Below are 12,447 nucleotides of genomic sequence, written 5' to 3'. Positions count from 1 at the left end.
CGGCACCCTCTTTGCTCTGCCGTACCGACCTGCGACTAGTTTGTATGCAGGACAGGTAGGCAAACCCGTGGTGACAGAGGTGCACGGGGGACGAGAGGTCAGGGAAGAGTGTCGCTGCGGGGAGGTGATCCAGCCGAGATCGGCGGTTATCCGCTTGAGGCGCGGCTCGGCTCGGGGGGCATGGGCACGGTCTTTCTGGCCCGTACGAGCTCGGGGCGGCCTGTCGCGATCAAACTGATCCACCAGCAGTTCGCGGGGGACGACGAGTTCCGCATCCGTTTCCGGCAGGAGGTGGCGGCGGCGAGGCGGGTGAGCGGAGCGTTCACCGCGGCCGTGGTCGACGCCGCCCCGGAGGCCGAGCAGCCGTGGATGGCGACGACCTATATCGAGGGGCCGACCCTCGCCCAGCACATCGCGGCGGACGGCCCGCTGAACGGAGCGGAGCTGAGGAGGCTGGCCATCGGGCTGGCGGAGGCGCTGCGCGACATCCACCGGGTGGGGGTCGTCCACCGTGACCTGAAACCCTCGAACGTCGTGCTCTCGCCCGAAGGGCCGCGCGTCATCGACTTCGGCATCTCGCGCGCCGTGGACCAGCAGACGCTGACGATGACAGGGCGGGTCATCGGTACGCCGCCCTTCATGTCGCCGGAGCAGTTGCAGGCGCCGCGTGGGGTGGGGCCGCGGTCCGACGTCTTCTCGCTGGGGACGCTGCTGGTGTACGCGGCCACGGGCCACGGGCCCTTCGACGCGGACAGCCCCTACCTGACGGCGTATCAGGTGGTGCACGAGGAGCCTTCGCTGGGTGCCGTGCCGGTGGCGTTGCGTACAGTCGTCGAGTCGTGCCTGGTCAAGGAGGTCGAGGGACGTCCCTCGGCGGACGAACTCCTCGTGCTGCTGCGGGACCTGCCGGCCGACCTCGGCGGGACCGACGCGAACGGGGCCGGCGCGGGCCGCACCCGCAACATGGACACCCAGCACCACTTCGCGGTGCCGGCCACCCCGGCGCCGACTGCCGCGACCACCGCCCCGGCCGGTCCCGATACACGGAGTACGGGCGCTCCCCTCGGCCGCCGTCTGCGTCGCCGATGGCGGCCCGTGCTCGCGACCTCGGTCGCGGTGGCCGCGATCGGCGCGGGCGTCGCGGTCCTGACGTCGGGCGGCTTCGGGGCGGACAGCGGCAGCCCCAAGGGCACCGGCGCCGCAGCGCCGAGCGCCGCACTGCAGGACGGCTTCGAGCCGTGGCACGAGACGGTGCCGGGCGGTCGTGCGGACATTCCCGACGAGCTGCGCTGCGTGGCGCGCGACGACGCGCTGTTCTGCGGGGGCGGCGGTGTTGTCGCGACCCGTGTCAAGGCCTCGGACGGCTCGCGGGTGTGGACGGCGAAGAGTCCGGGCGTCCCCGTCCAGGGAATGCACCTGGTGGGCGCCACCGGCGACACGGTGCTCGGTTACCGCGTGGCCGCCGAGGACGCCCCGCAGGACCCTCCCCATGAGGTGGTGGCCATCGACGCGAACAGTGGCCGGGAGCTGTGGTCCGTCCCGTCCGGAGCCCAGTCGACGGCCGTCACGGGCCGGTCGCGGGACGCCGTTGTGGTCGGCTCCACCGTGGTGACGGTCGACGCTTCCAACTCCCGCTTCGAGGCCCGGCTCGCCCACAGCGGCAGGGTTGCCTGGAAGACGCCGTTCCCCGCGGGCACACAGTGCGCTCCCGTCCTGGCGGGCCAGCAGCTCTTCGCCATGTGCGCGACGAATGCGGAGGTGGCTGCCTCAGAGGTGCGCCACCCCACCCTGTACACGGTCGACCGCGCCTCGGGGACCCTGGGCAGGCCCATCGCGGTCGACGGCCCCGCCGTGCCGATGGGCGTCGCCGATGGCAGGCTCGTCCTCTTTCAGGTGCGCATGGAGGGAACGGGGTGGGCCGGTTACGACGGGGTGGCGCGGGTCGACCCGGCCTTGCGGAAGGTCACGTACTCCCGGCTGGCCAGGACCTACCCGGGGACGCCCGGCATGGCGGACGGCACCCTCTACGTGAGCAGACAGATCGGTCTCGTCACGGCGCTCGACCCCGCGACGGGCCGGGAGAAGTGGTCCCGGCAGACGGGCGTGGAGGGCGCGTCGGGTCCCGTGGCGGGAGCCGGCGCCCTGTATTTCAGCTCGGCCACCGGCCGGGTGGTCGCGCTGTCGCCGCGCGACGGCAAACCTCTGTGGACGACAGATCCGCGGGCCGATGGTCTGACGGGCGAGCCGGGCGCGAGCCCGCGCGTGACCGTCGCGGGGAATGCGGTGATCGTGGCCGCGGCCAACAACACTCTCTTCGCCTTCGACGCGCGGAAGCCGCCGACGTCGGGCTGACGGCGCGACGCCGTCCCGATGCTCCACGGCCCGGTCGCCACACTGATCGGCACCGTCCTCCGCCCCTGGCTCAGGTGAGCAGGGGGAGGGAGACCAGCCCGCGCATCAGGCGGGTGTGGCGCCACCGCAGTTGATCCGGCGGGACGGCGAGCCGGAGCCGGGGGAAGCGGGTCAGGACCGCCCGTAGCGCGATCTCGGCCTCGGCCTTGGCCAGGGGTGCGCCGAGGCACCGGTGGATTCCGTGGCCGAAGGCGACGTGGCCGCTCGCGTCACGGTCCAGGTCGAGTCGGTCCGGTGCCGGGAAGCGTTCCGGGTCGCGGTTGGCGGCCCCGGGGGAGACCTGCACCGGGGTGCCGGCCAGGACCGGAGTGTCACCGAGGAGCAGGTCCTCGGTGGCGTAGCGGAAGGTGGCCATGGTGACGGGGGAGTCGAAGCGGAGCAGCTCGTCCAGGGCCGCCGGGACGAAGTCGGGGTCTGCGCGCAGGCGTTCCAGCTCCGCGGGGTGCTGGAGCAGGGCCAGGACCGCGTTGCCGAGGAAGTGGGTGGTGGTCTCGTGTCCCGCGACGAGGAGCAGCACCGCGAGGGAGACGAGTTCGTCCTCGCCCAGCCGGTCCTCGCCGTCGCCGGCCGGGACCAGACGGTCGAGGAGTGCCTCGCCGGGCTGCTGCCGCCTGGCGGCGATGAGCTCCGTCAGGTAGTTCGCCAGGGAATGCGAGGCGGCGTCGATCAGATCGGGTTCTCCGGCCGCGAACAGCTCGGCGGACCAGCGCCGGACGTCCGGCCGACCGGTCTCCGGTACTCCGAGCAGCTCGCAGATCACGGTGACGGGCAGCGGTACGGCGAGGCCGGCGACGAGGTCGACCTCACCGCCGGCCGGCCAGCGGTCCAGCAGCGCGTCGGTCACCTGGGCGATGTACGGGCGCAGCCGGGCCACCGCGCCGCTGGTGAAGGACTTGGTCACCAGCCGGCGCAGCCGGGTGTGCCGGGGCGGATCGGTGGCCAGCATGGTCTGCGCCACCGCGGGGTGCAGACGGCGTGGTGACGGCTTGTCGGCGAAGTACGCGGCGGTGTCCTTCGAGAGCCGCGGGTCACCGAGAGCCTGCCGGGCTTCGGCGTATCCGGTGACGAGGTAACTGCCGTGTCCACCGAAGCCGGTGGGGACGTGCTGCACCGGGCACGTGGATCGCAGTTCCGCGTAGGCGGGGTAGGGGTCTCGCAGGGAACGGGGGTCCTGAAGCGGGCTGTTCATGGTGTCAGGCTCCAACTGGTTCCGGCGGGGGAGTGGTCGCGACACGCGGGCGTTCTCGCTGTGCGCGTGACAACGGGACAGCGGGAGAGCGGGAGATACCACTGATTCTCGGGATTCTCGGCGTGGAGCCTTTTCCGGGGCGTGCTCGGGGAGCGAAGAACGAAGGGATTTCCGCGACGCGCCGTTGCCGTGTCGCGCGACTGCCCGGTGTTGAAGGGGCAGCGGGAGATGCCGGCGGTCCATCTGATCCTCATGCCCGGTGCGCAATTGATTCCCATCGACCGCCTGCGGGGGAATGAGAAGTGCCTCCTCGATCCGGGCCGCGCCGGTAGGTGAGCCCGTCGTTCTCCGGCTTCCCGCTGTCGCATCGCTCTTTGCCGGGGCGGCCATGGCTGTGGTCGACGCATCATCGGGACGCGGCCCACGGGCAGCCGGAATCGCCGTTCCGCGGCCCGGACGCGGAACGCCCAACCCATTCCGCCGGCTCTTCGAGCGGAGTCGTACGGCCGGAGCGGCGCGGGCGGATTCCCGGAAGCTCCGCCACATCGCGTAGCTGAATTCGGTGGAGCGCGGCGCGATATGCGAGGGGTGGAAACGGGGAGTGGCCTCGGCCTTTCCCGTACGACCCTGACCGCCGCCGACCGGCCGCGACGGGCGCCTTTTTCTTTCCCGGATCCCACCGCCTTTCGGCGGATTTCCGCCCACCGGCCATCCGTCGGAGCCCTCGTCGTTCCATCGCTCCCGCCGCCTCCGGGCGCGGACCGGACCGGCTCGCGGGAGGGGCGGGGTCCGGCCATCGGCTCCGCTGTTACGCCGGCTCCCGTGAGGCCTCCTTCCTGTCGGTCCCCGGCCGTGCGGCGCTGTCCCCGGCGAGCAGTACGGCGATGAGGACCGCGCCGAGGGCGAGCAGCCCGGCGGCGATGGTGAGCGTGTGCGAGAACCCTTCCGTCGCCGCGCGCAGCGGGCCGACCGACCCGGTCAGCTCCTCGCTGCGCCGCGTGGCCACGGTGACCAGGACGGCCAGTCCCACGGCGCCGCCGATCTGCTGGACCGAGTTGAGGACCGCCGAGCCGAGGCCGGCGTTCTCCTCGTCGGTGCCGTGGACCCCGGCGATCGCCAGGGCGGGGAAACCGAGACCGGACCCGAAGCTCACCACGAGCATGCCGGGCAGCACGCCGGTCACGTAACCGTCGTCCGCCGACACCCCGGACAGGAGCAGGAGTCCGCCCGCGCCGATCAGGAACGCGAGCACGAGGGTCCACCGCAGCCCGAACCTGACCACGACCCAGGAGGAGCACCAGACACCGGTGAGGATGCCCGCACCGTAGGGCAGATAGCCGACCCCGGCCTCCAGGGGGCCGTACCCCAGCACGGTCTGCAGATGCAGCATCAGCAGGAAGGAGAGGGAGAAGAAAGCCGCGGTGAAGAGCAGACCGGCGCCGTTGGAGACGGCACGTATCCGCACGGAGAGGAACGACAGGGGAATGAGCGGCTCCGCCGTGCGCGCCTCGACCGCGACGAAGGCGATGCCCAGGACGACCGCGAGCAGCACCGGCCCCAGTACCGCGAGTTCGGTCCAGCCCGACGTGTCGGTCTGCAGGAGGCCGTAGACCAGGGAGACGATGGCACCGGTGCCCAGGACCGCGCCGGGGACGTCCAGCCGGGCGGGGCGGTCGGTACGGCTCTCACCGACCAGGCGCGGCAGCAGGACCAGGGTCACGGCGACCACCGGCAGGTTGATCAGGAAGATCCAGCGCCAGGACGCCAGCCCGGTCAGCGCTCCGGAGATCACCACCCCCGTCGTGCCGCCCAGCCCGGCGATGGCACCCCAGATGCTGAGCGCCTTGGCGCGTTCCTCCCGGCCGGGGAAGAGGAGGGTGATCAGTGCCAGGGCCGCCGGACTGGCCATGGCCGCCCCCGCGCCCTGGGCGAACCGGCCGGTCACGAGGAGCCAGGGTTCCTGGGCGACTCCGCAGAGCAGGCTCGCCACGCCGAACAGGGTCACGCCCCAGAGGAAGATCCGGCGGCGCCCGACCAGATCGGCGAGGCGGCCGCACAGCAGCAACAGCCCGCCGAAGGCGAGGAAGTACGCGTTGGCGACCCAGGTCAGGTTGCCGGTGCTGAAGCCGAGGTCGCTCTGGATGCTGTGGAGCGCCACGTTGACGACCGTGTCGTCCAGCACAAGCATGAATTGCACGAAACACAGGACGACGAGGGCGGCCCGCCGGCGGTCGGGGGCCCCGGGGCCCGAGGGCGCTGTCATCACGATGGGTCCGGGCAACACCGCGTTGCGATAGGCGTTTTGGGGCGGTAGCGGCGGCAGCGGCGCCCGTGGCGTGGGTGAATGATCAGCACCCTACGACGCTATGCAGGGCCGTCACCGACCGCAATACGTTACCCGGCCAAATACGGGGGGTGGGTACCCGCGGCCCGGGCAGTGGCCGCGATGCGGGGTGCCGGGACGGCGCCCGCTGCCGGAGGAGCAGCGGGGCGGGTCTCCCGGAGGGGCGTCCGTCCGGGAGCGGCAGCAGGGGCGGATGGGCGCCGGCGGCAGGGGGATCCGCTCGCGGCGGCATTGGTTTTCGGCCATGGCGCCGCCCTCGGGTCCCGGGATCCGGCGCGCGGTCACTCTGGCCGTGAGGGGCCCGGGCTCTCCTCGCCGCAGAGCCGGGGCGACGCCCGGGGCGGGTGATCGCCGGATATCCGCGGTGCCGCGGGGGAATGTTCATTACCCAGTTCCGGGGTGTTCGAAGCGGCGATCCGAACATTGGTGGATGTTCTCCGCGGTGAACGGATCGGATCCGCACGCGACTTCGCATCCGCGGCGGCCGTCCGGTGGCGGCGAGATCTTGACCTCGAAGGTAGGGCAGCCTAACGTTCCTACACATGCCCGATAACGTCGCTCGAAATGGATTCTGGTTGACCGGACACCGCACAGCGGGAACCCTATTCCGATGACAGTCATCCGCCGTACGTCAACGATGTCAATGATGTGGACCGCTGTACGCAACATCCCGTCCACGACGGAGTCAACTGCGTAGAGAAATCATGACGGTTCCTGTCCGGCGTGGACAAGTCATTTTTCCGCCACGTAGGCGGTCGTGCGTCAGCCGCTCCGAGACCTGGGCGACAAGAAACAGATCAGCGCCATTCACTGATCAATCCCTGCGGTGTTTCTAGCTAAGGATCACGATGACGACGATGCAGCTCAGTACACGGCAAATGGAAATACTGTTACTCATCGCGGAGGGCTACCGCGACAAACAGATAGCCGAGCGCCTGGGCATGTCGGTCCGGACCGTCGACTCGCACCTGCAGCGCCTCTACGACCGGTACGGAGTCCGGAGCAGGGCCGCCATCGTGGCGAAATGGCTTCTGGAAGGCGGCACTCGGGGCTCCAGCCAACTGGGGGCATCGCTCCTTCTGGAGGCCTGCGCGTGCGACCAGCGCAGGCGTCGCCAGTGCGGGGAGGGGCGCCGGGAGCACGAGGGCGAACCGGTCGCCGGTGGCGGACTGGCCGAGGGGCAGCGGCCCCTGCGGTGAGCGGACGGCCCGCCGGGGAGGGGGCCAGGTTGGTGAGGCGCCGCTGACGGGTGGTGAGCGAGGCGCCGGTATCGCCGCCCGGCTGACGGGCGGGGCGCCGGCACCGCCGGCCCGGCCCGCTGTCCCGGCGGTTCGAGGATCCCGCGGCTGTTTTTCTACCATGGGTGGAATCGACAGAAGGGACCTCCCCCTCATGAGTACGCGGGACACCGGGGCAACCACCAGGGACTCACGTCCGCGACGCATGGGGCGCCCGCCCATGGCCGACCGGGAGGCCATCATCGGTGCCGCGCTGGGCCTCGGGTTCGCGCGTCTGACGATGCCGGCCGTCGCCGAGCGCCTCGGTATCTCGCACTCGACGCTCTACCGGTACTTCGCCAGCCGTGACGCGCTCGCCGCGGCAGCCGCCGACCACGCCGTTCACGCGATCGAATGGCCCGAACCCGAGGAGGACTGGCGCGCCTTCCTCACGGCGACCGCGTGGGCGCACTGGCGGTTGTACGCCGCGCGGCCCGGACTGGCGCAGGAGATCACAGGGCTCCGGCTCACCGGCCCCGCGCTGGTGGGGCGCGACAATCGGACGGGGGTCGCGCTGCTCGAATACGGCTTCTCGCCCGAGGACTCCGTCCTCGTCATGGACATGCTTGCGGAGCTGGTCACCCAGGCGTTCCTCGCCGTACTGCCGCAGGGCAGCGACGGGTCCGAGTCCGACGACGGTGCCGCGGCGGCCATCGAGGCCGTGCGCCGGCGCCGCCGCGAGCTGATCGACCCGTGGATGCACACCTTCGACTCGCGGCTGCGCGGCGTGCTGGGCGTGGCCGTCGAGGGTTCGCCCGCCGCCTGGTTCGAGCGCAAGCTCGATCTCTTCCTCGACGGGGTGGCCGCCCGCCGCGGCTGAGTCTGTTCCGCAGGGCCGTCGGACGCCCTGCGGTCAGGGCTCGGCAACTTTCCGACACCGTGTTATAAAGTAAGTGTCACAGGGTGGTTGACCCGTCTCCGCAGGGGCGGCGCCATCACCGACCACTTGCCTGCACTGGGCCCGGCTGGGCCGCTGACGACCTGGTTCGTCCCAGCGGCCGGAGGGGATCGACACCGTGAGCGCACACTGCCCCGCTTCCCGCGACATACCGAGGCGGACCGTGGAGTCCTTCCGGGAGAACGGGTTCGCCCACGTTCCCCGGATGCTCTCCGCGGACGAGGTGGACAGCTTCCGTACGGCCTCGCTCGCCGCCCTGTCCGCGCACAGCAAGTCCGACGACGCCGGCGGCACCCGGATCATCTCCACGGAGCATGTCTGGCGCGCCGACGGGCCGCTGCGGGAGCTGGCCCTGCACCCGCGCATCGGCGCCTTCGCCGAACGGCTGGCGGGCATGCCGCTGCGGGTGTGGCGTGGCGACGTACTCCTCAAGGAGCCGCGTCGCAGCGCCCGCACCAATCTCCACGACGACGAGACCTTCCTGCCCTTCGAGGGCCGGGTCAGCCTGACGGCCTGGGTGGCGCTGGTGGACGTCACCGTCGAGCGGGGCTGTATGACCTTCCTGGCCGGCTCCCACGATCGACCGGGTCCGGGCCGGGTGGGACTGCCGGCGCTGAGTGCCGACCCCGACGGTTACATGCTCAAACACTGGCCGGGGCTGAACTGGAACACCCGGGTCACCGTCCCGCTGCGGGCCGGCGACTGCACGTTCCACCACGGCCGTACGGGCCATATGGCCGCGGCCAACTCCACCGACGAACAACGTGTTTCCTACGTCGTGGCTCTCATCGACGCCGAGGCGACCTACCGCCCGGTTTCCGGAGTCGACGTGCCGGGAGAACTGACACCCGGTCAGAGACTTCCGGACGACCTGTACCCCCGGGTCGGAGCCTAGGACCTGTCCTCGGGCTCTGCCCCTCGCACCGCCCCGCACACACGCTCGCGGCGTTGGCCGGAAGCCTCCTGGCGGAGCCGCCAGGGCTTCCGGCCGCCTTGCGGTCACACGCGCCGCCCGCCAACTCAAGTGAGGTCCGATGTCACACTCCGATGTCCGCGCGTCCGGCGCCGGCAGCCCGACGGCCGACGGAGGTGATCCCAGGCGCTGGAGGGCACTGTGGATCATCGTCGCTGCCCAGTTACTGGTCGTACTCGACGCCTCGGTGGTGAACATCGCCCTGCCGTCCGCACAGTCGGCGTTGGAGATGTCGGACTCGAGCCGCCAATGGGTGGTCACCGCCTACTCCCTGACCTTCGGCGGGTTCCTTCTGCTCGGTGGGCGGGTGGGCGATCTCAAGGGACGGAAGAAACTCTTCATAGCCGGACTGATCGGTTTCGCGGCGTCCTCCGCGGTCGGCGGTTTCGCGGTGAACGAGATCATGCTGCTCCTGGCCCGAGCCGCGCAGGGCGTGTCCGCCGCCTTCCTGGCCCCGGCCGCGCTGGCCCTGCTGACCACGATGTTCACCACGGACGCGGAACGCGCCAAGGCGTTCGGCGTCTTCGGGGCCGCGGTCGGCACGGGCGGAGTCGTGGGCATGATCCTCGGCGGGGTGCTCACCGAATACCTGTCCTGGCGCTGGTGCCTCTGGTTCAACGTTCCGGTGGTGCTGCTCATTCTCGGACCCGCGATGCGCGGACTCACCGAGAGCAAGGCGGCCCGGTCCGCCCGGTACGATCTGCCCGGCACCCTGACGGCGACGATCGGCGTCGGTTCGCTGATCTACGGCATCTCCGAGGCCATCGAGGTCGGCTGGCTCGGTACCACCACGCTGGTGTTCTGCGGCGCCGGTCTGCTCCTGCTCGCCCTCTTCGTCTGGATCGAGCACCGGTCGACGGAACCGATGATGCCCCTGCGCATCGTCCTGAACCGGGTGCGCGGCAGCGGCTACCTCGTCGTGGTTCTCATCGCCAGCGGGCTCTACGCGTACTACCTGTTCCTCACGTACTTCCTCCAACTGGTGCGGGAATACTCGGCGTTGATGACCGGACTGGCCTTCGTGCCGATCGGCGCCGGAGTCCTCTTCGGAGCGCTGGCCACCGGGCGGCTGCTCTCCAGGATGAGCGCACGCGCCGTCACCCTCGGCGGACTCCTGCTCAGCGCGGCGGGGTTCGCCCTGACCGGCACCATCCAGCCGGACACCGGCTTCTGGACCGTCGTGTTCCCCTCGCAGCTCCTGATCGGACTCGGCATCGGTGCCGCGATGACGACGGTCATGCGGCTCACGCTGGACGGTGTCGCACCGGAGGAGAGCGGGGTGGCCAGCGCGCTGACCAACGCGACCCGCGAGATCGGCGGCGCGATCGGCATCTCCGCCCTCAACGTGGTCGCGATCTCCGTCGCCGACGGCGGTCGCGGCAACGAGGCCGTCACGGACGGCTACGCCGCGGCGTTCCTCGCCGGAGGCGGACTGATGCTGCTGGCGGCACTGATCGTCGTCATGAGCCGGCCGCGGCGCACCACCGCGGGTTAGGCCCTAACGCGCCGCCGAAGGCGGCCATGGTTACGAGGAGGCGGCCAGGTGGCAACGAGCGGCGGGGAGACCATGGAGAACGACGACCCGGTCACGGACGGACACGGGCGGACCGGCGGCCCACTGGGTGTGCTGCTCCGGCCGGTACGCGGTCGGCTGATTCTCGGCATCGTGCTGCAAGGCGTCGCCGCGATCAGCTCACTGGGCTCGTTCATCGCGATCTATCCGCTGGCCACCGCGCTGCTGTCGGGTGACGGCGACCGGGCCCGACGGGTGGTCCTGGTCGCCGCCGTCGCCCTGATGGTGCGGTTCGTCGCCCAGGCCCTGAGCTATCTCCTCATGCACGACGCGGACATGGAGTTCCAGCTCCGCCTCCGGCGGCGGATCGCCCGGCGGCTCGGCCGGCTGCCGCTGGGCTGGTTCACCTCCCGCAACAGCGCGACGGTCAAGAAGACCCTCGCCGACGACGTCGAGTCGCTGCACTACCTCGTCGCACACTCGATGCCGGATCTGACGATGGCGGTCGTCACCCCGGTCGCCGCCCTGGCCTACCTGTTCGCCCTGGACTGGCGGCTGACCCTGATCACCCTGGTCACCATGCCCCTGTTCGGTGTCCTGTTCCGGATGACCGGCCGCCGCAGCGGACGGCAGGGCGAGCGGCTGGGCCGTGCCATCGTCGGGGTCAACACGGCGGTCATCGAGTTCGTGCAGGGCATCGCCGTGATCAAGACGTTCGGCCAGCGGGACCGGGCCTGGGGCCGGTACACCGGCGCCGTCGACGACTACATGGCCACGCTGAGCGACGTCAAGGGCCCCATCCTGCGGCTGAGTTCGATCGCGTACGCCCTGGTCTGCCCGGCCACGATGCTGCTGGCCTCCCTCAGCGGCGGCACGCTCTTCGTCGCCGCCGGCTGGGCACGGCCGGTCGACGTGCTGCCCTTCGTCCTGCTGGGGCTGGCGATCACCGCGCCCCTGGTCGTCGTGACCTACGCGCCGCAGGCCCTCGGCCAGGCCAGGCAGGCCGCGGCCCGGGTCACGGAGCTCCTGAACACACCGGTCCTGCCCGAGCCGGAGGTTCCCCGGCGGCCGTCCGGGCACCGGGTGGACTTCCGCGACGTCACCTTCGGCTACACCCCGGGGGAGCCGGTCCTGCGCGGCGTCAGCGTCAGCCTGGAACCCGGCACCGTCACCGCTCTGGTGGGCCCCTCCGGCGCGGGCAAGTCGACCATGGCCGCCCTGCTTCCGCGGTTCTTCGACCCGGAGCGCGGATCGGTCTCCATCGGGGGAGTCGACATACGCGAGATGGCCCCGGAGGAGCTGTACCGCCACGTGAGCTTCGTCTTCCAGGACGTCCGTCTGCTGCGCGCCACCGTCGCCGACAACATCAGGATGGCCCGCCCCGACGCGTCGACGGCCGAGGTGGAGGCGGCGGCCAGGGCCGCCCGCTGCCACGACCGCATCGTGGAACTGCCCCGGGGCTACGACTCGGTGGTCGGCGAGGACGCCCGGCTCTCCGGCGGCGAGGCCCAACGCCTCTCCATCGCCCGGGCGTTGCTCGCGGACACACCGGTCCTGGTGCTCGACGAGGCCACCGCGTTCGTCGATCCGGAGGCCGAGGCGAGCATCTACGACGCGCTGTCGGTCCTGGTCGCCGGGCGCACCGTGCTGTTCGTCGCGCACCGGCTGCACACCATCGTCGAGGCCGACCAGATCCTCGTACTGGAACAGGGACGTATCGGCCAGCGCGGAACCCACGCCGAACTGGTGGACCGCGAAGGCCTCTACCAGGAGCTGTGGGCCGCCTACGCCGCATCGGGCGCCGGCGCGGCCGAGCAGCTGAACCGTTGACCCGCTGAACC

Annotated in this window: 8 protein-coding genes; 6 read left to right on the top strand and 2 right to left on the bottom strand. The window is 71.1% G+C overall.

All coding sequences use genetic code 11. From position 1 onward, the window contains the following. The first annotated feature begins 108 nt into the window (after nt 1-108). Nucleotides 109-2,352 carry a PQQ-binding-like beta-propeller repeat protein gene (locus tag ACFXKG_RS16965; RefSeq protein WP_384838780.1) on the top strand — a complete coding sequence of 748 codons (2,244 nt, stop codon included), beginning with the start codon at nt 109-111 and terminating at the stop codon, nt 2,350-2,352. Nucleotides 2,353-2,422: 70 nt separating this feature from the next. Here the strand turns inward: ACFXKG_RS16965 and ACFXKG_RS16960 are convergent, their stop codons facing one another. Beyond that, nucleotides 2,423-3,601 (bottom strand): cytochrome P450, encoded by a 1,179-nt coding sequence (locus tag ACFXKG_RS16960; RefSeq protein ID WP_384838777.1) that lies wholly within the window; start codon nt 3,599-3,601, stop codon nt 2,423-2,425. A gap of 808 nt (nt 3,602-4,409) precedes the next feature. Beyond that, a complete protein-coding gene (locus ACFXKG_RS16955; RefSeq protein WP_384838774.1) occupies nt 4,410-5,864 on the bottom strand; it encodes an MFS transporter in 1,455 nt (484 codons plus the stop codon). A 929-nt stretch (nt 5,865-6,793) separates the two neighbouring features. Between ACFXKG_RS16955 and ACFXKG_RS16950 the strand changes: the two genes are divergently transcribed. The 5 genes from ACFXKG_RS16950 (at nt 6,794) to ACFXKG_RS16930 (ending at nt 12,436) form a co-directional block, all read left to right on the top strand. Further along, complete coding sequence (locus ACFXKG_RS16950) at nt 6,794-7,144, top strand: response regulator transcription factor (RefSeq protein ID WP_384838771.1); 351 nt, start codon at nt 6,794-6,796, stop codon at nt 7,142-7,144. Nucleotides 7,145-7,403: 259 nt separating this feature from the next. Beyond that, nucleotides 7,404-8,042, top strand: a complete 639-nt coding sequence (locus ACFXKG_RS16945; protein ID WP_384838768.1) for a TetR/AcrR family transcriptional regulator — start codon at nt 7,404-7,406, stop codon at nt 8,040-8,042. Nucleotides 8,043-8,238: 196 nt separating this feature from the next. Then, a complete protein-coding gene (locus tag ACFXKG_RS16940; RefSeq protein ID WP_384838765.1) occupies nt 8,239-9,015 on the top strand; it encodes a phytanoyl-CoA dioxygenase family protein in 777 nt (258 codons plus the stop codon). A 139-nt stretch (nt 9,016-9,154) separates the two neighbouring features. Further along, entirely contained in the window at nt 9,155-10,588 is a 1,434-nt protein-coding gene (locus tag ACFXKG_RS16935) for an MFS transporter (RefSeq protein ID WP_384838762.1), read from the top strand. 48 nt (nt 10,589-10,636) lie between these two features. Next, nucleotides 10,637-12,436, top strand: a complete 1,800-nt coding sequence (locus ACFXKG_RS16930; protein ID WP_384838759.1) for an ABC transporter ATP-binding protein — start codon at nt 10,637-10,639, stop codon at nt 12,434-12,436. Nucleotides 12,437-12,447 lie beyond the last annotated feature (11 nt).

It is taken from the genome of Streptomyces sp. NPDC059255, assembly GCF_042752355.1.
Lineage (GTDB): Bacteria > Actinomycetota > Actinomycetes > Streptomycetales > Streptomycetaceae > Streptomyces.
This window is presented reverse-complemented; position numbering and strand designations above follow the sequence as displayed.

Coding starts and splice junctions, on each gene's coding strand:
- ACFXKG_RS16935 (WP_384838762.1), top strand. CDS start 9,155: ATGTCACACTCCGATGTCCGCGCGTCCGGCGCCGGCAGCCCGACGGCC.
- ACFXKG_RS16945 (WP_384838768.1), top strand. CDS start 7,404: ATGGCCGACCGGGAGGCCATCATCGGTGCCGCGCTGGGCCTCGGGTTC.
- ACFXKG_RS16950 (WP_384838771.1), top strand. CDS start 6,794: ATGACGACGATGCAGCTCAGTACACGGCAAATGGAAATACTGTTACTC.
- ACFXKG_RS16955 (WP_384838774.1), bottom strand. CDS start 5,864: ATGACAGCGCCCTCGGGCCCCGGGGCCCCCGACCGCCGGCGGGCCGCC.
- ACFXKG_RS16960 (WP_384838777.1), bottom strand. CDS start 3,601: ATGAACAGCCCGCTTCAGGACCCCCGTTCCCTGCGAGACCCCTACCCC.